Origin of the sequence: Jiangella mangrovi (genome assembly GCF_014204975.1) — a bacterium.
In the GTDB taxonomy this organism is placed as follows: Bacteria; Actinomycetota; Actinomycetes; order Jiangellales; family Jiangellaceae; genus Jiangella; species Jiangella mangrovi.
Window position 1 is genome coordinate 1,723,372 of sequence record NZ_JACHMM010000001.1, and the last position, 20,607, is coordinate 1,743,978.

The 20,607-nt window shown below is 72.5% G+C and carries 19 protein-coding genes; 13 read left to right on the forward strand and 6 right to left on the reverse strand.

The annotated features are described in order from the left end of the window. Nucleotides 1-2: 2 nt before the first annotated feature. Nucleotides 3-1,232 carry a dipeptidase gene (locus tag HD601_RS07970; protein WP_184820824.1) on the reverse strand — a complete coding sequence of 410 codons (1,230 nt, stop codon included), beginning with the start codon at nucleotides 1,230-1,232 and terminating at the stop codon, nucleotides 3-5. Nucleotides 1,233-1,268: 36 nt separating this feature from the next. Beyond that, on the reverse strand, nucleotides 1,269-2,324 hold the full coding sequence (locus HD601_RS07975) for an Lrp/AsnC family transcriptional regulator (protein WP_184820826.1): 1,056 nt from the start codon (nucleotides 2,322-2,324) through the stop codon (nucleotides 1,269-1,271). Between the two features lie 190 nt (nucleotides 2,325-2,514). Here HD601_RS07975 and HD601_RS07980 point away from each other — a divergent pair, with 190 nt between their 5' ends. From HD601_RS07980 to HD601_RS08010, 7 genes are read left to right on the forward strand one after another with little or no spacing between them, the layout of a single operon-like run. Beyond that, entirely contained in the window at nucleotides 2,515-3,654 is a 1,140-nt protein-coding gene (locus HD601_RS07980) for a CapA family protein (RefSeq protein WP_184820828.1), read from the forward strand. After that, the gene (locus HD601_RS07985) at nucleotides 3,651-4,892 is read left to right on the forward strand and encodes an amidohydrolase family protein (protein WP_184820829.1); all 1,242 of its coding nucleotides are present in this window, start codon (nucleotides 3,651-3,653) and stop codon (nucleotides 4,890-4,892) included. Before HD601_RS07980 ends, HD601_RS07985 begins: the two co-directional genes overlap by 4 nt. Next, nucleotides 4,889-5,698, forward strand: coding sequence for an aspartate/glutamate racemase family protein (locus tag HD601_RS07990; protein WP_184820830.1), 810 nt, complete (start codon nucleotides 4,889-4,891; stop codon nucleotides 5,696-5,698). The genes HD601_RS07985 and HD601_RS07990 overlap by 4 nt, the downstream gene beginning before the upstream one ends. Next, complete coding sequence (locus HD601_RS07995; protein ID WP_184820831.1) at nucleotides 5,695-6,549, forward strand: hypothetical protein; 855 nt, start codon at nucleotides 5,695-5,697, stop codon at nucleotides 6,547-6,549. The genes HD601_RS07990 and HD601_RS07995 overlap by 4 nt, the downstream gene beginning before the upstream one ends. Beyond that, on the forward strand, nucleotides 6,549-6,689 hold the full coding sequence (locus tag HD601_RS08000; protein ID WP_184820832.1) for a hypothetical protein: 141 nt from the start codon (nucleotides 6,549-6,551) through the stop codon (nucleotides 6,687-6,689). The genes HD601_RS07995 and HD601_RS08000 overlap by 1 nt, the downstream gene beginning before the upstream one ends. Nucleotides 6,690-6,693: 4 nt before the next feature. Next, nucleotides 6,694-8,148, forward strand: a complete 1,455-nt coding sequence (locus HD601_RS08005) for a sodium:solute symporter family transporter (RefSeq protein ID WP_184820833.1) — start codon at nucleotides 6,694-6,696, stop codon at nucleotides 8,146-8,148. Continuing rightward, the gene (locus tag HD601_RS08010; protein ID WP_184820834.1) at nucleotides 8,145-9,392 is read left to right on the forward strand and encodes a Zn-dependent hydrolase; all 1,248 of its coding nucleotides are present in this window, start codon (nucleotides 8,145-8,147) and stop codon (nucleotides 9,390-9,392) included. Before HD601_RS08005 ends, HD601_RS08010 begins: the two co-directional genes overlap by 4 nt. Before the next feature lie 20 nt (nucleotides 9,393-9,412). Here HD601_RS08010 and HD601_RS08015 read toward each other — a convergent pair whose 3' ends face one another. From HD601_RS08015 to HD601_RS08025, 3 genes are all read right to left on the reverse strand, one after another. Further along, the gene (locus HD601_RS08015) at nucleotides 9,413-10,807 is read right to left on the reverse strand and encodes an MFS transporter (protein ID WP_184820836.1); all 1,395 of its coding nucleotides are present in this window, start codon (nucleotides 10,805-10,807) and stop codon (nucleotides 9,413-9,415) included. Beyond that, nucleotides 10,804-12,006: an MFS transporter gene (locus tag HD601_RS08020; protein ID WP_184820838.1), complete on the reverse strand. Its 1,203-nt coding sequence runs from the start codon at nucleotides 12,004-12,006 to the stop codon at nucleotides 10,804-10,806. Before HD601_RS08020 ends, HD601_RS08015 begins: the two co-directional genes overlap by 4 nt. Before the next feature lie 227 nt (nucleotides 12,007-12,233). Continuing rightward, the gene (locus HD601_RS08025; RefSeq protein WP_184820840.1) at nucleotides 12,234-13,571 is read right to left on the reverse strand and encodes an AAA family ATPase; all 1,338 of its coding nucleotides are present in this window, start codon (nucleotides 13,569-13,571) and stop codon (nucleotides 12,234-12,236) included. Nucleotides 13,572-13,796: 225 nt separating this feature from the next. On the opposite strand from HD601_RS08025, the gene HD601_RS08030 reads away from it, so the two are divergent. The 3 genes from HD601_RS08030 (at nucleotide 13,797) to HD601_RS08040 (ending at nucleotide 16,558) form a co-directional block, all read left to right on the forward strand. Beyond that, nucleotides 13,797-14,402: a DUF7711 family protein gene (locus HD601_RS08030; protein WP_425503379.1), complete on the forward strand. Its 606-nt coding sequence runs from the start codon at nucleotides 13,797-13,799 to the stop codon at nucleotides 14,400-14,402. 181 nt (nucleotides 14,403-14,583) lie between these two features. Next, entirely contained in the window at nucleotides 14,584-15,543 is a 960-nt protein-coding gene (locus tag HD601_RS08035; RefSeq protein WP_184820844.1) for a helix-turn-helix transcriptional regulator, read from the forward strand. Between the two features lie 19 nt (nucleotides 15,544-15,562). After that, on the forward strand, nucleotides 15,563-16,558 hold the full coding sequence (locus tag HD601_RS08040) for a WYL domain-containing protein (RefSeq protein WP_184820846.1): 996 nt from the start codon (nucleotides 15,563-15,565) through the stop codon (nucleotides 16,556-16,558). Here the strand turns inward: HD601_RS08040 and HD601_RS08045 are convergent. Beyond that, nucleotides 16,546-16,962: an NUDIX domain-containing protein gene (locus tag HD601_RS08045; protein ID WP_184820848.1), complete on the reverse strand. Its 417-nt coding sequence runs from the start codon at nucleotides 16,960-16,962 to the stop codon at nucleotides 16,546-16,548. The two genes, HD601_RS08040 and HD601_RS08045, sit on opposite strands and share 13 nt — an antisense overlap. A gap of 39 nt (nucleotides 16,963-17,001) precedes the next feature. Between HD601_RS08045 and HD601_RS08050 the strand changes: the two genes are divergently transcribed. From HD601_RS08050 to HD601_RS08060, 3 genes are all read left to right on the forward strand, one after another. After that, complete coding sequence (locus HD601_RS08050) at nucleotides 17,002-17,751, forward strand: 8-oxoguanine DNA glycosylase OGG fold protein (protein ID WP_184820850.1); 750 nt, start codon at nucleotides 17,002-17,004, stop codon at nucleotides 17,749-17,751. A 71-nt stretch (nucleotides 17,752-17,822) separates the two neighbouring features. Further along, nucleotides 17,823-18,590, forward strand: coding sequence for an 8-oxoguanine DNA glycosylase OGG fold protein (locus HD601_RS08055; protein ID WP_184820851.1), 768 nt, complete (start codon nucleotides 17,823-17,825; stop codon nucleotides 18,588-18,590). Nucleotides 18,591-18,746: 156 nt separating this feature from the next. Further along, the gene (locus HD601_RS08060) at nucleotides 18,747-20,573 is read left to right on the forward strand and encodes an ATP-binding domain-containing protein (protein WP_184820853.1); all 1,827 of its coding nucleotides are present in this window, start codon (nucleotides 18,747-18,749) and stop codon (nucleotides 20,571-20,573) included. Nucleotides 20,574-20,607 lie beyond the last annotated feature (34 nt).

Sequence of the window (20,607 nt, forward strand, 5' to 3'; positions counted from 1 at the left end):
GCTCAGACCCAGATCTCACCGAGTGCCCGCATGACGTTGCCGCCCGTGACCGCGATGATGTCGGCATCGCTGTAGCCGTGCTTCACCAGCCAGCCGACGAGGTTGTGGAAGCACTCGGTCGGGTTCTCGAGCCCGGCCACGTACGGCATCTTGGGGTAGGACGGCCCCTTGTGCGCGTCGTGCACGCCGAGGTTCGCCGCGAAGACGTCGTGGAGTGTGACGTGGTCACCGTAGAGCGTGTCCGGACCGAAGGTGACGTGCTCGATGCCGACCAGCTCGGCGCAGTACTCGAAGTGCTCCATGACCGACTCGATGGAGTGCTCGATGTGCGCCTCGGTCAGCGTGGTGTGGGGCGCGGCCTCGATGCCGATGACGCCCCCGGTCTCGGCGCAGCCGCGGATGACCTCGTCGGGCTTCATGCGCGGCGTCGGCCAGAGGGCGCGCGCGCCGGCGTGGGTGATGAGCACCGGCTTGGTGGAGGCCGCGAAGGTGTCCATGCAGGTCTTGTCGCCGGAGTGTGAGACATCGATGGCGATGCCGACCTTGTTCATGCGCTCCACGGCGCGGTGGCCGAACACCGTCAGGCCGCCGTCGCCGGCCTCCTTGAGGCCCGACCCCAGTGTGTTCGCCTCGGAGTAGGCGATGCCCATCTGGCGCACGCCGAGGCCGTAGAGCAGGTCGATGCGGTCGACCTCGTTCTCGATGGGCGTGGCCGCCTCGAGGCAGAGCACGATGGCCAGCTGGTCGTTCTCGTGCGCGGACCGGATGTCGTCGAGGCCGAGGGCGATGGTGACGTAGTCCTGGTGCGCGATGTCGGACGTGCGCATGCCGATGTCGTAGACGATGTCGTCGAACTTCCAGCCGGACTTGCTGGTGACACACGCGGTGCCGTCCATCATGTTGTCGAAGACGGCCGTCATGCCCGACTGCGAGAGGCCGAGGTAGCCGGTGCGCTCCCGGCCCGTGCGGATGTAGGCGCGCACCTCGTTCATGTCGTCGGGGAAGACCTGCGGGTGGTCGTGCAGGCTGATGATGATGTTGTCCCGGACGAGGCGTCGGGTGCGCTCCTCCTGGTCCTCGTCGAGCCCCAGGTCGTGGGCCGGTACCCGGCCCAGCTCCGGCGCGAGGGCGAACGCCTCGTAGTCGCGTCCCTCCTCGAGGTAGGAGAAGGACGTGTACCCGGTGTATCGGCCGGACCGGTAGGGGGTGGCCGGCTTGACGGTGTCGGTCATGCGGTTACCTCATCTCCCGCCCCTGGGCGCCACGGGTCAGCGCGGCATGTACGGGGCGATGTCGGGAAGCACGGTCGAGCTGGTCAGGAACCCTCGCTTGACGATCTGCAGCTCCTGGCCCATCTCGACCCGGCGGATGCCGGGCAGCGAGCCCAGCACCTCGGTGTTGAACCGGTAGAGGTCGTCGAGGTCGCGCAGCACGAGCTCGCAGGCGAGGTCGCTGTAGCCCGCCGTCGCGGAGAGGTAGCGCACCTCGGGATGCCGGGCGAGCTCCGCCGCGACCTCCTCGAGGCGCGCGAAGTCGACGCCGAGCCACAGGAACATCTCGGTCTGAAAACCCATGGCCTGCGGGTCGGCGAAGGTGGCGAACCACAGGGCGCCCTGCGACGTCAGGGCGTCGAGCCGGCGGCGGGCGGCAGCCTCGCCGATGCCGACGCGCGCGGCCACCTCCGACATGGTCGTCCGGCCGTCGGCGGCCAGGATCTGGATCATCTGCAGGTCGGTGGCGTCGAGGGAGACCCGGCCTCCGCTCGGCGCCGGGGGCCGCTCCAGGAGCGCTGCACGGTCGCCGAGGAGCCCGCGGCTCCAGTCATAGGACGTCTTGAAGTTGCGCACGACGGTCTCGGTGCTGGTGTGCGTGATGCCCGGGACCGATCGGAGCTGGTCGACCAGGACGTCGGCGAGGTGCGCCCGGGACCCGACGATCACCTCGAGCACGAGGTCGTGGGACCCGGTGAGCAAGGCCAGGAACCGCACGTCGGAGCGCACGGCGAGCACACCGGCCACGGCCGTGGTGGCGCCGACGGCGCACTCCACCTGCATGAGCACCGGCGTGCCGAGACCACAGCGCGCCGGATCGGGCACCGCCGAGACGCACACGACGCGATTGGCGAGCAGGCGGTTGGCGCGGCGCGACACCGTCGACTCCGAAGCGCCGACCACCGCCCCGACCTGCTGCCACGTGGCCCGGCCGTTCAACTGGAGGCAGGCGATGATCGCCCGGTCGAGCTCGTCGAGCCGGCTGAGTCCGGCTGACAGGGACGGCAACCTTCCGGAGAGCCAGGCGGGCGGTTCTTGCGACATGTCGCTCATATTTGCAAAGACTCATCGGCCGGGCAACCACCAGGGCAGAAAATCCTTCGATCGAGCCCGATGCCTGGCGTGCGTGATCACTTCAACCCGCTTGGTCCTCGCATTTCGGAGCGATCACCCATCACCCCTTGTCATATCGGCGGAATCTTGCAAGGCTCCCAGGCACCATCGTGAGCGGGAGGAGGCAGCCGTGTCCGACCATCTCGGGACCCACACCCTCGGCCCCGCCTGGCTCGCCGTCGTCGGTGACGTCGTGGTCATGGATCCGCCGGCGGGCGTCGACCCTCGGCTGTCCGAACTGCTCCGGGACGCGGAGACCGCGTTCGCGAACATCGAGTCCCCGCTCACGGCACGCGGCGTCCCGGCCGAGAAGGCGTTCGTCCACCGCTCGGCACCGGACCGGGCGGCGGACCTCGCGGCGCTCGGCGTCGACGTCGCCACCCTCGCGAACAACCACGTCCTCGACTTCGGCGCCGAGGGCCTCGAGGACACCCTGGCCGCGCTGGCCCGCCACGGAATCGCCGCCGTCGGCGCCGGACCCGACGACACCGCCGCGCGGGCGGCCGCCGTCCGTACGACCACTTCGGGCCGAGTGGCGCTCATCGGCCTGTCCGCCGCACTCCCCCCGGGGTTCGCCGCGGCGTCCGACCGGCCCGGAGCGGCGCCCTTGCGGGTCCGGCAGCAGGTGTCGATCGACCCGGTCCTGGCGGCCGAACAGCCTGGGATGGCGCCCTACGTGCACACGTCGGTCGTCGCCGCAGACCTCGACGCCGCGTGCGAGGTCGTCGAAGCCGCCCACGCGAGCGCCGACCTCGTCGTCGTCGCCGTCCACTGGGGCGTCCCGCACGGGTTCGCGGCGCCCTCCTACGGCCTCCTGGCCGAGTACCAGCGACCGGCCGGACATGCTCTGGTCGAGGCCGGTGCCCACCTCGTCGTAGGTCACCACCCGCACGAACTGCATCCGGTCGAACGACACCGCGGCGGGCTCATCGCGTACTCCGTCGGCAACTTCATCTTCCATGCCTGGTCGGACCTGGCCGGGGCCGGGACCTTCCCCATGCGGGTGCCGGCAGCGCCGTACCGCAGCGCGTTCGGGTCCGACGTCACGCTCGACTCGGTGGTCGTGCTGGTCGCACCGCCCGACGGGGACCGGCTGACCGTCCGGTTCGTCCCGGCCACCATGGTGGGCGGCGAACCGGTCCTGGCCACGGGCGATCGCGCACGGGCGATCGTCCACCGGCTCGGCGGCAGCGACGCCGGTGGCGCCGTCGTCGCCCGGCCGGATCTCCTGCCCGACACGACGATCGGCGAGGTGCATCTCCAGCCATGACCGACATGACGTTCTTCCGCGCTGCCGGAGTGTTCGACGCCGTCCGGCCCGGGCTTCGCGCCGGATCCGGGCTGCTGGTCCAGGACGGCCGGGTCGCCGCCGTCGGCCCGCCGGCCGACGTCTGTCCTCCCGGCGCGGCGCAGGTCGACCTCGGCGACGTCTACCTCGTGCCCGGATTCGTCGACGCCCACACCCACGTCACCATCAGGCCGGGCGAGGGCGATCAGCACGGCCAGTTGCAGCGCCCGGCCGCCTGGCAGACCGTCCGCGGCGTCGACAACCTGCGCCGCATGCTCGCGTCCGGAGTCACGACCGCGCGGATCATGACCGAGGAGCACGACATCGACGTGCACTTCAAGGCCGCCGTCGCCGCCGGTGAGGTAGCCGGTCCACGGTTACGGGTCGCCGGGCGCGGGCTGAGCCCGAGCGGCAAGCACGGCAGCGCGGCCGGTGGCGTCGACGGAGCCGACGCGGCCCGCGCAGCGGTCCGGGCCAACGCGGCGAAGGGCGCCGACCACATCAAGATCTTCACCACCGGCGGGGTGTCCTCCACGGACACGTCACTGGAGGAGTCGAACTACTCCGCCGAGGAGATCACCGCGATCGTCGATGCCGCGGCCCAGCTCGGGCTCATGGTCTCCGCGCACGCCCACGGCGGCGCCGGCGTGGACCTCGCGGCGGCCGCGGGTGTCCGGTCGGTGGAGCACGGCGCGCTGCTGACCGAGCAGAACATCGCCGCCCTCGTCGCCCACGGCACCTGGCTGGTCCTGACCAACACGATCCTGTTCCACCCCACCGGCATCGAGCAAGGCGATGCCGCGGAGCCGGCCATCCTGGCCAAGGTCCGGCAGGCGCGAGCCTCCATGGAGAGCGCGGTGGGCCGCATCCGTGCGGCGGGGCTGCCCATCGCGCTCGGCACCGACTCGATGCACGGTCTGTTCGGCTACGAGATGCAGTGGCTGGTCGAGCACGGGTGGTCCGCCGAGGATGCCCTGCTCGCCGGTACCGTCCGCGGCGCCGAGCTGATGGGCGTCACCGACATCGGCGCGCTCGAGCCCGGCCGCCGTGCCGACTTCGTCGCGCTGCGACGCGACCCGCTCCAGGACATCGACGCCGTCCGCGAGGTCGCCGGCGTCTACCGCGACGGCCACCGGGTCGTCGACGCCGACGGCTTCACCCGCCCCGCCCCGTCCTCAGACGACGGCCGCGCACCGACGCACCGCGAGGAGCAGCCATGACACCGAACCCGAACGACCCGTCCCGCGGCACCCGCCGCATCGCCTACCTCGTTCCCGGGCCGATGCACCGGACCGAGCTCGGCGCCGCCGAGGTGGAACGCCGTCAGGACAAGCTCCGCGGCTGGGCGTTCCCCGGCACAGAGGTCGAGGTCCGCGCCGTCGACCGCGGCCCGGCCTCCATCGAGTCGATGTACGAGGAGTACCTGAGCATCCCCGCCATGGCCGAGCTCCTGGTCGCCACCGAGGCCGACGGCTTCGACGCGGCGATCGTCGGCTGCTTCGGCGACCCCGGACTCGACGGTCTGCGCGAGATCAGCGACATGCTCGTCGTCGGGCCGGCGTCGGCGTCCATCGCCCTCGCCACGACCCTGGGTCATCGATTCAGCTTCGTCACCGTGACCGCCAGCATCGTCCCGGCCCTGCGCCGCCTGGCGTGGGAAGCCGGGGCCGCCGACGCTCTCGCGTCCGTGCGGTACATCGAGACCTCCGTCCTCGACGTCAACAAGGACCACGGCGCCGCCTTGGGCCGCATGCTCGAACAGGGCCGCCTGGCGGTGGAGCACGACGGCGCCGACGTGCTCGTCCTCGGGTGCATGAGCATGGGCTTCCTCGACGTCGCCGAGCAGATGACCGAGGCGCTCGGTGTCCCGGTCGTCAACCCGTCCCAGGCCGGCCTGCACGTCGCGGAGTCGACGGTGGCGCTCGGCCTGACCCACAGCAGGCGCGCCTACATGACGCCACCGAAGATCGCCGCCGGCGCGAAGCTCGGCGAGCTCTTCCTCGGCGGCGACGGGACCCGGCCATGACCCGTCGGGCCGCGCGGCGTGCCGCCACGGCCGGAGCGGCGGCCGCCGTGCTGCCCCTGGTCGTCGCGGCGGCCGCGGCGGCGGCGCCGGCCCTCGGCGAGGCCACCGCGACGGTCGACGTGGACGAGCAGGGGACGGCGCGGGTCGAGCTGACCTACGTCATCGACGGCGGCGCCGGCGGCACCGAGCCCGCGACGACCCTGTCCTTCTCGGCCCTCGACTTCGGCGGCACCGGCGCCGTTCCGGTCGAGGACGTCGAGGTCACGTCCGGTGGGGGCGACCGGCTGGACACCTCGGTCGAGACCGCCGATCTGAAGACCACCGTGACGGTGACCCTGGACGAGCCGCTCGAACCCGGGGCCCAGGCCGAGCTGACCATCGGCTACGTCGTTCCCACAGCCGGCGTGGTCGACGGCGACCGGATGACCACCGAGGTCCCCGTGCTGGCCTTCGACCTGCCCGCCGCGACGACGGAGCCCGGCGTCTTCACCGCGACGGTGCGGCTGGCTCCCGGGTACGACTACGTCGAGGGCTTCCCCGCCAATCCCGAGAGGGTGTCGGCCTCCGGCGGCCGCGCCGAGATCACCTACGACGCCCCGGCCGTGCCCTCGCTGGTGCGCTCGGTCGGCACCACGGGCAACGCCCCGCTGCTGACCCTGGGCGGCTGGGTGAACCTGGCGCTGTTCCTGACCCTCCTGGCCGGTGGCACCGCCCTGGCCCTCTCGTTCACCCGCGGTCGTGCCCGCGCGGCCGGCGGCTCGGGCGCGGACGACCCCGGCGCCGCTGATCCGAGCGCCGACGACACCGGCACCGGTGCCACCGGCGCCGCGTCCACCGGACGGAGGCTCTGATGTCGATCTTCGAGGCCGGCTTCGTCTTCTGGGGCTACCTGGCCATCTACATCGTGCTCACCCTCGCCTACTTCGGCTGGATGGCCGCCCTGAACCGACGCGAGTCGCGACGGACCGGCGACCGCCGCGAGAACGGATGACGCCATGACCGAATGGGCCGTACTCCTCGGCTACCTCGTCCTGACCCTCGCCCTCGGCTACTTCGGGCTGCGCATGACGAGGAACGACGAGGACTTCTACATCGCCGGCGGCGGGCTCGGCTGGGCCGTCGGCGGCGCGAGCATCGCCGCCACCCAGATGAGTTCCGGTCTGTTCATCGGGACCATCGGCATCATGTACGCCGTCGGCTGGTCGTTCGCCTGGGTGGTGTTCGTCTTCCCGCTGGCCTACTGGATCATGGTCGCGGTCATCGCGCCCCGGTTCACGCGGCAGCGCAAGATCTCGCTGCCGGACTTCATCGAGGCCCGCTACTACAGCCGCGGCGCCCGGGTCGTCGCGGCTCTGATCATCCTGGTGGCGTTCGTCGTCTACATCTCGGCACAGGTCATCGCCGGCGGACTGATCGCCAACGCGCTGTTCGGCGTCTCCGTCGAGTCCGGGATGATCGGATTCACGGTGGTCGTGCTGGCGTACACCGCCATCGGCGGCATGTTCGCCGTCGTCTACACCGACTTCCTCCAGATGATGATCATGATCGTCGGCGCCGCCGCGGCGATCCCGATGGTCCTGGGCCAGACGGGCGGTCTGAGCTCCATGCTCGCCCTGGTCGACAGCGCCAACCCGGTCACGTTCACGTGGGACGGCATGGCGCCGTCGTTGCTGCTGACGCTGTCGCTGGCCTTCTTCCTCGGGGCCGTGGCACGGCCCGAGCAGCTGGTGCGCTTCTACGCGATGAAGGACATGGCGACCATCCGCAAGGGCATCGGCTTCGTCATCGTGCTCGTCGGCCTCGCCCACACGCTCGTGTTCGTCCTCGCGCTCGGCAGCCGGACGCTCTTCCCCGCGCTCAGCACCGCCGACCAGGCGATGCCGGTGCTCGCCGTCCATGCGCTGCCGGTCTTCCTCGGCACCCTGCTGCTGGTGGCAGTGGCCTCCGCCATGATGTCGACCATCTCGTCGGTGCTGCTCGTCGCGGGCACCGCGCTGTCACACGACATCTACGGCGTCATCCGGCCGGGCGGCTCACCGGAGCGCCGCGTGCTCATCGGACGCATCGGAACCGTGGTGGTGGGCATCGTGCCCATGGTCATGGTGCTCACCGGCTTCGGCGCGGGTGAACTGGTGCAGTTCATCGTCGCGCTCTTCAGCGCTCTCATGGGTGCGGTCTTCCTGGTCCCGGTGGTCGCCGGAGTGCTGTGGCGGCGCGCCACTCGCGAGGGCGCCATCGCGGCCATGCTCGGCGGACTGGCCGGCACGGTGGGCTGGCGGCAGTGGGGCGACATCGGGTCGGTCGACCCGGTCGTGCCCGGCTTCGCCGCCTCGCTGGTGCTGATGGTCGTCGTCAGCCTGCTCACGGCGCCGCCGCCGGCCAGCGCCACCGACCCCTACTTCAGCGACGACGAACCGGCACCGGTCGTCGAGGCACGGGGGCGGGCATGAGCGACGACGACCTGACCATCGACGGCGCACGGCTGCGCGCGACCCTGGAGACCCTCGCCACCTTCGGCGCCGAGCCGTCCGGCGGCGTCAGCCGGACCAGTTTCTCCCCCGCCGACGCCGCCGCGCGAGCCTGGCTGCGCGACCAGTGCGAGGCATCCGGGCTGAGCCAGCGGACCGACGGCATCGGCAACATCGTCGTGACGGTGCCCGCCCCGGACGCCTCCGAGCAGGCCGCGGTGTGGACCGGCTCGCACATCGACAGCGTGCCCGACGGTGGCCGGTTCGACGGCGCCCTGGGCAGCATGGCGGCGCTCGAGGTGGTCAGGCGCCTGGCGGAGACGCGCGTCCCGCTGCGACGGCCGGTCGAGATGGTGGTGTTCGCCGACGAGGAGGGTTGCTATCACCATCTTCTCGGCTCGACCGCGCTCGTGCGGCCCTACGCGGCGGACGAGCTGGAGCGACTCCGAGGGCGTGACGGCGACCGCCTGGTCGACGCGCTGGACGCTCTCGGCTGGGACGTCGCCGCGGCCACCCGGACGACCGTGCCACCCGGCACTGTGCACGCCTTCGTCGAGCTGCACATCGAGCAGGGCGCCGTCCTCGAGTCGGCCGGCACGGACCTCGGCGTCGTGACGTCGATCGTCGGCATGGGCGGCGGAGCGCTGGAGTTCATCGGCCGGGCCGATCACGCCGGTACGACTCCCATGCGCCTGCGCCGCGACCCGCTCCGAGGTGCCGGCGAGTTCCTGGCCGGGCTACCGGCAGTGACCGCCTCCATCAGCGAGACCGCCGTGGCGACGTGCGGGATCATCGCCGTCGAGCCCGGCGGGGCCAACGTGGTGCCGTCCCTCGCCCGGCTGCAGCTCGACTTCCGCGACGTGCGCCGATCGTCGATCGAGGCGCTCGAGTCGGCGCTGGTCGACGCGGCCCGGCGCGCGGCCGCCGCGCACGATCTCGAGGTCCGGTACACGCGCGACAGCATCACCGATCCCGCCCCGCTCGACCCGCGGATCCAGGACCTGATCGAGTCGGTGGCCTCCGCGCAAGGGCACTCGACCCGGCGGATGCCGTCCGGTGCCGGCCACGACTCCCAGAACATGAGCCGCATCGCACCCACGGGGATGATCTTCATTCCGAGCACCGGAGGGCGGAGTCACTCCCCGGCCGAGCACAGCAGCTGGGAGGACATCGAGCGCGGTGCCAACGTGCTGTTGCGGACCATCGTCGCCCTCGCCACCGAGTGACCGTTCGCCGGCCGGGCGTGTCAGCGGCGGCGCACGGCGAGCAGGCCGAGCACGAACAGCACGACGGCGACACTCGTCATGAGCAGGCCGACGTCGTGCAGGCCGTCGGTCGAGAGGTTCTGCTCGAGGATGACGCCGAGGACGCTGGTCGCGGCGATCGCGCCGAGGTAGCGGAAGGTCTGGAACAGCCCGGCCGAGGCGCCCATCCGGCCGACCGGCGCCGCCGAGTAGAGGGCCGTCTGCAGGCTGATGTTGTTGACGCCGTTCGGGACGCCCAGCAGGACGGCGATCCCGAGCAGCAGCACCACCGGCGTCGCGTCGCCGAGCAGCTGCAGCGCCGACGCCGCCACCACCATGAGCCCGAGCCCCAGCAGCCGCGGTCCCGTCGGGCCGTGCCGGCGGATCGCGCGAGCGGTGATCGGCGTGACGATGATGCTGAGGACCGTCGTCGGCAGCACCAGCAGGCCGACCGTCGCCGGGTCGAAGCCGCGGACGTTCTCGAGCCAGATCGGCATGCCGAAGAAGATGCAGTAGAAGATGAGGTTGATGCCGCCCTGCTGCACGAGGACGGTGCTGAGCGCCCGGTTCGCCACCAGTCCGCGCACGTCGAGGAACGGCTCGGCCACGGCCCGCTCGCGCAGCACCAGCAGGACGCCCAGCACGGCGACCACCGGGACCAGCCACCACAGCGGCTCGTCGGCGAACGACAGGACGGCGAAGATCAGCGCCACCAGCAGGCCGCTGAACAGCGCGATCCCCGGCAGGTCCAGCTCGCGCAGGCCGATCCGCCGGCCCTGCTCGACCGTCACGCCGCGCAGCACGCGCATCGCCAGCACGATCCCCACCAGCGTCACCGGCACGTTGACCAGGAACACCGCCTCCCAGCCGGCGACGGCGATCAGCAGTCCGCCGAGCACGGGGCCGAGCGCGGCGCTCCCCGACGCGGCGACGGACAGGACGGCGAGCGCCCGGGCGGGCGGCCCGGCACCACCGCCGCTGCCCGCCGCGGCCCGCACCAGGATCAGCGCCGACGGGTACGCCGTCGACGTCGCCGCGGCCTGCACCAGCCGGACCACGAGCAGCCACCCGAACGACGGCGCGAGCGGCGCCAGCGCGGACGCCGTCCCCATGACCACCAGCCCGCCGATGAACAGCCGCCGCGCGCCGAACTGGTCGGCGAGCCGGCCCATCAGCGGCTGGCACACCGCGGCGACGACGTAGAACCCCGACGCGAGCCAGGTCGTCGTCGCGATGCCGATGCCGAAGTCGTGCTGCAGACTGACCAGCGCCACCGCGATCATCGACGAGTTCAGCGGGTTGAGCAGCGTGCCCAGCGACAGCGTCAGCAGGAGCCGGGCCGGGACCCCACCGGCACCGTCGGCTCCGCCCCGGCCCCGGGGGGCCCCTCGGGTCACGGCGCGGCGCCGTGCCGCGGGACCCAGCGCGCCATGAGGGTGGCGGCGACGAACGCGACGGCGCCGGCCGCCGCGATGGCGGCACCCAGGGTGGCGGCGGCGGTGATGACGCTGACGAGGACCGGCCCGGCGCCGTTGCCGAGGTCGGCGAAGAGCCGCCAGGCGCCGAGGAAGGTCGCCCGGCTGACCTCGGGAGAGACGTCGGAGCCGATGGTCATGATGATGCCGCTGCCCAGGCCGTTGCCGAAACCCATGAGCAGGGCGACGGCGGTGTAGGTCGCGATGCCGCTGGTCAGCGGCAGCAGCACGAGCGACAGGCCGAGCAGCACCATGGACGGGACGACGATCCAGCGGCGGCCGAGGCGGTCCATGGCGTAGCCGGCCGGGTAGAAGATCAGCATCTCCATGGCGCCGGAGAGGCCGAACAGGAGGCTCACGGTGGCCGGGTCGAGGCCGATGTGCTCGCCCCACAGCGGGATCGCGACCTGCCGCGACGCCCGGGCCGCGCCGATGAGCAGCGCCCCGAAGCCGAGCGTGCGCAGGATGGGCAGGTGACGGCGGATGATGCGGGCCGTGCTGTCGGGCTTGCCGGACGGCTGGAGCTCGGCGCGCTCGCTGCCGCCGTCGGCCATCTCGGGTTCGCGCACCACGATCAGCACGACGGCGGCGGCGACCGCGACCACGATGTGCACCCAGTACCCGCCGGCGAGGCCCAGCCGGCTCATGACCGCCGCGCCGAGGAACGGGCCCACGAACAGGCCGATGCGCTGCATGCCGCCGAGCGTCGACAGCGCCCGGCCACGCAGGTGGAACGGGATCGCCTCGGTGACGTACGCATGCCTGGCCAGCCCGAACACCGACGACGAGATGCCGATGAGCACGACCGCGACCGCCAGCAGGTGCACCGACGGCGCCAGCAGGCAGGCGGTGAGCGCCGCCAGGACGACGACGAGCGCGAACAGCATGGCCCGCCGCTCCCCCAGCCGGACCGCGAGGACACCGGCCGGCAGGTCGCCCACGATCTTGCCCACGCCCAGCAGCGCGACGATCAGACCGGCGGTGGCGACGGAGCCGCCCAGGTCACGCGCCGTCAGCGGGATGATCGGGGCGATGGCGCCCTGACCGATGCCGAACAGGAGCGACGGAAGGTACACCGAGGGACCGATCGACCAGATGCCGACCTGCTTGCGGGCCGTCAACGTCGGTCCTGGCGCACTGCGGCAGCCTCCCTGACCCGACTCGCCGGGTCGCGGCTCTCGATCTGTCCGGGGTGTGTCGTACCGTCCTCTCGCTTCGGTCGACCTGCTCGGTCTTGGGGGTGCGGGCAGGTCGGCCGGAGTCCAGCTGCCTCACTGCAGCGGCGGGGTGTACGTCCAGTGGATATTGTAGCGATCCGGCCGGTCCCTGACGTGCGACTTGACCGACGTCACACGTACAGTCCGGCCCCGGTCTCGGGCTCCCACGCACCGTCGCGGACGAACCGCAGCAGCGTCGCCGTCGTCACCTCGTCGCCGTCGGCCAGCACCGCCCGGCGCACCAGCTCGCGCAGGTCGGCACCCGACGCTCCGTCGGTGCCGGCGGCGATGGTCCCGGCGTCGACGGCGGCCGCCAGCGGCCCGAGGTAGCGGCGCAGGATGGCCCGGCGCTGCGTGGCGTCGGGCAGCGGCACCTCGATGGTGCGGTCGAACCGCGCGGCCCGCACCGCGGCGTCGTCGAGCACCTGGGGATCGTTGGTGGTGGCGACGGTGACCACGCCCTGGTGCCGGCTCATGGCGCCGTCGAGCGCGGCGAGGAACCCGTGCAGGCCGACGTCGTTGCCGTGCCGGCGCCGCCCGACGACGAGGTCGAGGTCCTCGAGCACGACCAGCGCGGGCGAGAGCCGGGTGAGCTCCTCGTACACCGCCTCGATGGAGTCGACGATGGTGCGGGCGTCGCAGAACACGACCGTGACCTCGCCGGCCAGCTCGGCCGCGAGCACCCGGCAGAGCGCCGACTTGCCCGTGCCCGGCGCGCCGAACAGCAGCAGCCCGCGGTTGGTGCCCAGGCCCAGCTCTTCGAGCAGGGCACGACGGCGGAACAGCCCGGCGACGTTGAGGTCGATCTCGGCCCACACCGCCGCCGGCACGATGACGCCGTCGCGCGTCGCCTCGGGCACCGGGACCGTGCCGACCTGGAAGCCGCTGTGGTCGGCGCGGACCTGCAGGCAACGGCCCTTGAAGTAGTTGCGCGGGCCGCGGCCGCGCTCGACCACGCTGTGGAGATACGCCTCGGCCGCCTCGACGTCGCCCGCGCGGGCGTGCACGATCAGCTCCTTGGACGACCACCGCGCGTCGATGGCCACGACCAGCGGCGCCGTCGCGTCGAGCGTTCCCGCCGCGAACGCCGCGACCAGCGACGTCGGCACCGTCTCGACGGCGTCGGCGAGCTGGAGGCGGTCCCAGCGAGGGCTCTCGTCGCTCTCGAGTCCGGCGAGGGCGAACGGCGGGTGTGCGCGCAGGTCCTCGGCGAGCACCCGGGCCACCAGCGGCGCGGTGAACGGGCCGAGCTGCTCGCGGACGGCGACGACTCCGGCGCCGTCGGCGCTCGTGGTGCCGCTCAGCACGCGGCGGGCGAACTCGTCGTGGTCCTCGGCCGCACGCAGCGGCAGCGTCGCGTCCAGCACGTGCGCCAGCCACGACAGCGTGTCCCTGACGCTCGCCGGCATGCGCCGGGTCGCGTCGTCGATGCGCCTCACGTCATCGGTCGGTTCCTGCTCGGCGTCCATCGCCTTCACCTCCCTGGGCGTTGAAGCGCACCACCTCCTGCCGCGGGCTCCCCCATGGAGCCGCTGGTCGTTGCGGGGCCGGATGCCATGGTTCGACGATACGGGCGGCCTCCGACAGAACTCCATCGGATTTCCGCGCGCGGGGACGCGGCGCGTGCGGGCCGCGGAACAGGACGACCGTTAGCGTCGGACCGGAGGTTCGAGCATCTGCGTCGAGGAGTGACCATGCACCGAAGCACCGGAATCCGGCACCTGCGCACCACGCTCGAGCTCTGTGATCGGACGGCTCAGCGGGCCGAGGAGGGTCGCGTGCTGGTGGCGGCCTACGCGTTCGGCCAGATCCTGGAAGACGCCGGCGACCTCGACGTCGTGCAGGTTGCGATCGTCCTCGACCTACCCGCAGCACAACTGACCTGGGGCGCCCAGCCCGCGGCGTGCCGATGGCTCCGCTACGTCCTGGATCTCGGCAGGAACCCGGTGTCGGCTCGGTGGCGACCGGCGGCCTGGCCGGTGTGGAATCACAGGATCCAGCGTCCGCTGCGGCTCTGGTCGGCCGCCGACGGCATCGACTCGGCGGCACTCGACGCTCTGTCGCGGGGGAAGGCAGAGTCTTTCCGGCTGCCGAGCCCTCCGCACGAAGAGCGGGCCGAGCAGTATCGGCTCGAGCTGACCGCCTGTCGCGATCACCTGCGTACCGTCCGCGACCACTACTGGGACCGCGACTGGCGACGTGAACACCACGGTGACGGTGACTACCCCGATCAGCAGCTGTGGAGTGCGACGGATGGCTACCTGGAGATGGTTGACGTCGTCCACAGCCTCGCCGACTAGCCTCGGAAGGCGAGGAGCAGCTACACGAGCCCGCCGCGAACCGTACGGGTCGGTCCACGGACGAACTCCCTGCCGGGTTGCGCGGCGAGCGGCCGGCGACGAGCGTTGCGTCGCCTGCCACGTTCCGTCCGGGGTGGCGCCTAGGCTGCGGCTCGACCCCGTCGGGCGGCGAAGGGCATGCATGCCAGGAGGACGTGACCAGCTCGGTCCGCTGGAGCGGCTGACCCGGCTGCTGCTGGTGCTCGAGTCCGCCGAGCCGGCCGGGCTGCCCGCCGCGCGGCTGGTCGCCGTCGGCCGGTACGGCGCCGACTCCGCCTACGACGCGCAGCGCCAGCTCGCCCGCGACGTCACCGCGCTCACGGCCATCGGCTGGGACATCCGCAACGTCGCCGGGCCGGGCGTCGACGCCGTCTACCGATTGCACGCGCGCGACACCCGGCTGCGAGTCGAGCTGGCGCCGGAGCACCAGGTCGAGCTGGTCCGGGCGGCGCTCGTCGCCGGCGACGCCGGGTTCCGCGACCGGCTCGGCGACCTGCCGGAGCCGGGTTCCGACGAGGCCGGCCTCGTCCGCTCGGGGACGCCCGCCTCCGCCGCACCGGACCCGCTCACCGAGGCCGCCTACGCCGTCGAGCGGCGCTGCCTCATCCATTTCACCTACAAGGGGCGCCCGCGCGTGGTGCGCCCGCAACTGGTCCGCCCCGGCGCGTCGGGCTGGTACCTGTACGGCCACGAGATCGGGTCGGCCGACACCAAGTGGTTCGTCACCGACCGCATGTCCGACGTGTCGCTCGACCCACCCGGCACCGTCGGCCCGCTCCGCGACGTCACGGCCGACCAGCTCAACCCCATCACGTGGAACCGCGACCCGCGCGTCGACGTCACCGTCGAGACCACGGCCGAGCACGAGCCGCAGGTCGCGACCATGCTGGGCACGCCGTCGGCTCGCAACGTTGTCTTTGGAGACGGCGACGACGACGACGGCGTGCGGCTGACCGTGCCGGTCACCAATCGCGCGGCGTTCCGGGCCCGCCTCTACGAGCTCGGCCGCCGAGCCCGTGTCGTCGCGCCGCCCGAGGTCGTCGCCGAGATCGTCGCCGAGCTGCGCCGGTTCGTCGGCCCGACCGCTCCGGAACGACGGTGATCCCCATGGTGAGCCCGGCATGAGCACGCCGCAGTACGTCCGCCGGTTCGACCGCGTCACCCGGGCGCTCAATGAGCTGTCCCTGCACGCCGGCGGCCTGCCCATCGCGGCCCTCGCCGAGCAGCTGGGGACCGACGCCGCGACGCTTCGGGCGGAGCTGCGCGCCTACTTCCGCGCCGACGTCGACCCCGCCTTCAGCCCGAACGCGATCCGGCAGACCAGCATCCGCTTCCACGACGCCGACGGCGCCGACGTCGAGCCGACGGACGCGGAGTTCGTGTCTGCCTCGCCGCGGCCCACCGAGGAGATCGGCGCCGACTACGTCACCGTCGGCGAACTGGCCCGCATCTACCGCGCGGGACAGGACCTGCTCGCGGTGGAGCCCGGGAACTCCGCTCTGGAGGGCGCCCTCAACGCGCTGACGGCGACCGTGCTGGCCGGCCTCGGGACCGGTGTGTCCGGCCGGACCGCCTGGCTGGGCGACCTCGTGGCGTCCGTCGGCGACGCCCTGCGCTCGCGGCGGCGGATGTCGCTCACCTACGCCCGGGCCTGGCAGCCCGGCGTCCGCACCCACGTCGTCGAGCCGTACCGCCTGGTCAAGACCCGCCGTGGCTGGGAGCTCGACGCCGGCTTCGTCGAGGACGGCGCCTTCGACGGGCGGGTCGGCACCTTCCTGCTGTCGGGCGTGCGATCGGCGACGGTGCTGGCGGCCGGCTTCGACCGCCCCGCCAACGCGGACGACCTGATCGCCGCCAACCGCCGCACCGCCGCCGTCGACCTCGTCACCCCTCAGGACAGCCGCTGGGTGGTCGACCGCTTCTCCGAGTCCGTCGAGGTGCTGGGCGCCGACGAGGACATGATCCGCATGCGGGCCCACCTCCTGCCCCCGGTCGAGCAGCGGCTCGGGCTGCTGCTCCTCGTCGCTGGGCCGGACACCTGGGTCAACTCCCCGACGGGGCTCAGGGACGCCGGCACCGATCTCGCCCGCGACCTCCTCGCCCACTACACGGACTGACTCCGAGCCAGTTGTTGCGCGAGCGGCACCAGCTCGGGCGGCCGCAGGTCGATCGTGTGCAGCAGGTCGACGGGGACGTGGTCGACGAGGTGGCCGGCGGTGAGCTCGGGGCCGCAGCGCAACGACGGGTCCATCGTCAGCAGCTGGGCGAGGAAGACGTGCTGGCGAGTCGGGTGCTCAGTGGTCGGCTCGACGACGTGGACCCGGCCGAGCACCTGCGCCGTCGCGCCGAGCTCCTCCATGAGCTCTCGGTGCAGCGCCGCCTCGAGCGAGTCGTCCGACGGCTCGAGCTTGCCGCCCGGTGTCGTCCAGTACGGCCCCCGTCCCGGCCGCACCCGTTTGATCAGCACCAGCCGGCCGCCGTCGTCGAAGAGGAGGGCCCGGGCCGATCGCACCGCCGTCATGATCACGATCCTGTCAGTGCCTCCGCCTACGTTGAGCCCATGAGCATGCCGCCGCCGGTGTTGCGCGACCTTCTCGACCGGTACGCCGGCGTCGAGCAGAAGCCCGTGCGCATCCGGCCCAGCACGTGGCAGAACGCCCTCATCCGCGTCCCTGAGTCGCTCGAGGTGACGTCGCTGCTGACGCACCGGCGCTTCACCCGCGCCGTTCCGGGGTCGAAGACGCACGACCGCACCATCGGCCGCGACGGCGTGCGCGCGGCCTGCGCCGCCCTCAACGTCGACGACACCAAGGAGGTGCTCCGGACGTTCGTGCTGGTCATGGCGTGGGGCTCCGGGCTGGTGGGCGGCCGCAACCAGGCCAACACCGCGAAGGCCGTCCTCGACCCCGGTCGAGCGTTCCGCGTGCTCAGCGACTCCGCCAAGGTCCTGCGCCACGCCGCCGGCTTCCACGACGGCGCGCTGGAAGAGGTGCACCGCTGGTGGTCGCTCCCAGGCGTCGGGCAGTCGTTCGCGAGCAAGTGGTGGGCCTTCGCCGGCCACACCGCCGGGCGCGAGTGGCAGCCGCTCATCCTCGACAGCCGGGTCTACGCCACGCTCAACGACACCCTGCGCATCGGCGGGACCACCCGGCTGGCCGGCTCGCGCCGCCGGGCCGACCGCTACCGCGCCTACGTCGAGACCGTCCACCGCTGGGCGCTCGAGTTCCAGATGTCCGGCCTCGACATCGACGCCGAGCGCATCGAGTTCGTGCTGTTCCACCACAACGGAGGCGCCCCACCCAGCCGCTGAATTCGGAGGCCATCATTCGGCGCCAGGCGTAATGTCCTGATTGCACACATCCGCGGCCCACGGGGGACGCCATGGCGCGCATCGTCAGCACCGCGCTGCCCGCCGCCCTTCCGGCGCTCATCGACAAGTATCGCGACGTCCAGCCGAGGCCGGTGCGGTTCCGGCCGGCGACGTGGAAGGGCGTGCTCTACCACGCGCCGGCCGGGCTCGACATCACAGCGTTGCTGCGCAGCCGGCAGTACACCGCGCCGCTCGCGGAGTCGAAGGCCAAGGACCGCACCGTCACGCTCGCCGACGTGCGGGCGGCCTGCCGGGCCATGGACGTCGCCGACGAGCGCGAGGTGCTGCAGGCGTTCGTCCTGACCATGGCCTGGGCGTCGGAAGGCGCGGCGGCCAACCCGACGCTGCGGGCGACGGCGCGAGCCCTCACCGATCCCGGCCGCGCGCACCGGATCCTGAGCGACGCCGTCCGCACGCTCCGGTCGGCCCAGAGCATCCAGGACGGGAGCCTCGAGGCCGCCCACCGGGCGTGGACGCTGCGTGGCGTCGGCCAGTCGCAGGCGAGCCGGTGGTGGGCCTGCGCGGGCTACGTCGCCGGCCGCACCTGGCAGCCGCTGGTCCTCGACGACCGGGTGTACGCGACGTTGAACAGAACTCTCATGATCGGCGGGACGACCCGGCTGGCGAGCTCGCGGCGCCGCGCGGACCGCTACCGCGCCTACGTCGAGGCGATCCACCGCTGGGCCGTTGAGCTGCGGCTCGAGGGCCGCGACGCCGACGCCGAGCGCATCGCGTTCGTGCTCGGCCGGCACGACGGCGGAGCGGTCCCGACACCCTGACGAGGTCACTGGAAGCCATCTTTCCGATCGTTCGCCTGACCCGGACGGGGATCTGCGCAATCATGGTCAAATACCGCAACGGCGCGGGAGGTTCCGCGGGGTAGGTCGCCAGCTGTCGACGTCGAACCCGGCACATCGTGGTGAGGAAGGACAGACGTGACGACACACCCTGCTCTCGACGACGAGCAGCAGCGGCTCGACCGCTCGTATGCCCTTCTCGGTGACGACGCGCCGGACCGGCCGCTGATCTTCGGCCGGGTCGACGACGCCGGCGGCTCACGTTACGTGGGTCGCATCGAGGTCCGCGACGACGCCGGCGACTCCGTCGTCATCGCCTGGCACTCGCCCAAGGCCGGCGCGTTCTACCAGGCCTGCGCCACCGACCCGGCCGGCGTCACGCTCAAGCGCGTCGTGACCGTCAGCGGCCGCCAGGTCATCGCCGTCCACGACGAGATCGCCGACGGAGTCCCCGCCGACGTCAGCCCCGACCGCGACCAGCGCCCCGTCGTCGGCAAGGTCGTCGTCGCCGCGCTCGAGCAGTTCCGCACCGGGACCATCGCTGAGGCCACGGCCACCCTCCGGCCCGAGCAGTACCGCATCGTCCGCGAGCCGGCCGACGGCGTCCTGGTCGTCCGCGGCGGGCCCGGCACCGGCAAGACCATCACCGCGCTGCACCGCGCCGCATGGCTGGCCACCAACGACGACGGCGTCCGCTCGGCCGGGCTGCTGGTCGTGGTGCCGACCCCGGCGCTGCGCAGCTACATCGGCGACGCCCTGCCGTGCCTCGGCGTCGACGCGGTCACGGCCGACATCGCGTCGCTGTACGCCGGCCCGGCGCGCCGGCGCGGCCGCGACACGAAGGCCGAGGCCGCACGGGTCAAGGGCTCCGCCGTCATGGCCATGGTGCTGCGCCGCCTGGTCGAGTCGATCGACGACCCTGCCGGGCCCGGCACTCCCGAAGGCCTGCTGCGCGACCTCTACGCCGACCCTGCCCTGCTCGAGCGCCTGGCCGACGACCTCCTCAAGGTGGGCCAGCGCGACGTCCTGTACCGCGAGCCGGCCGCGTCCGCCGACGACGAGCCGTGGACCGTCGACGACCTCGTGCTGCTCGACGAGCTGTCGTACCTGCTGGGCCGGGCGCCGCGGCGCTATGGGCACGCCGTCGTCGACGAAGCACAGAACCTGTCGCCCATGCAGGCGCGCGCCATCGCCCGCCGCTGCCGCGACGTCACGCTCGTCGGCGATCTCGAGTGCTCCACCGGACCCGGCAAGCACGACACCTGGAGCGAGCTGACCAGCTACTTCGCGTCCGAGGCTCGCGAGGCGACGCTGAGCCTCGGCTACCGCGTCCCACGCCCGGTCGTCGAGCTGTCGCGCCGGCAGCTGGCCGACGGCGGCACGCTCGACCTCGCACAGTCCTTGCGCGACGGCCTCGGCACCCCGCTCGTCCGCCGGGTCGACCCCGGCGACGCCGTCGCGGTGGCGATCTCCGCGGGCGAAGCGGCGGCCGGGACGGGGTTCAAGGTCGGCGTCGTCGTGGCACCGGCGCGCTACGACGAGGTCCTGCGCTACTGCAGCGCGGCCGGCATCAAGGCCGGCGACGGCCGCGACGGCGACCTCGGCCAACCGGTCACGCTGCTCCCCGCCGACCAGGTCAGCGGGCTCGAGTTCGACGCCGTGGCGCTGGTCGAGCCGGCCGAGATCGGCGACGGCACCGAGCTCGGCCGGCGGCTGCTGTACGTCGCCATGACCCGCTGCACGCAGTCGCTCGCGGTCTTCCACTCCGCACCCCTGCCGGCCGGCATGGAGCATCTCGAGGGCCCGGCGCCGTCACGCGAGCCCGAGGTGGAGCACCGGCCCAAGCCGGCCCGCACCCAGGACCTCGTCGACCTGTTCGAACTCCTCCGCGACGACGACCGCATGCTCGTCGAGGTCCTCATCCGGCGCCTCGTCCGCGACTCCCTCGAGCGCGACGACGACTGAGCCGATCCGCTGCATTGACGCAAGGCGTCGGTTA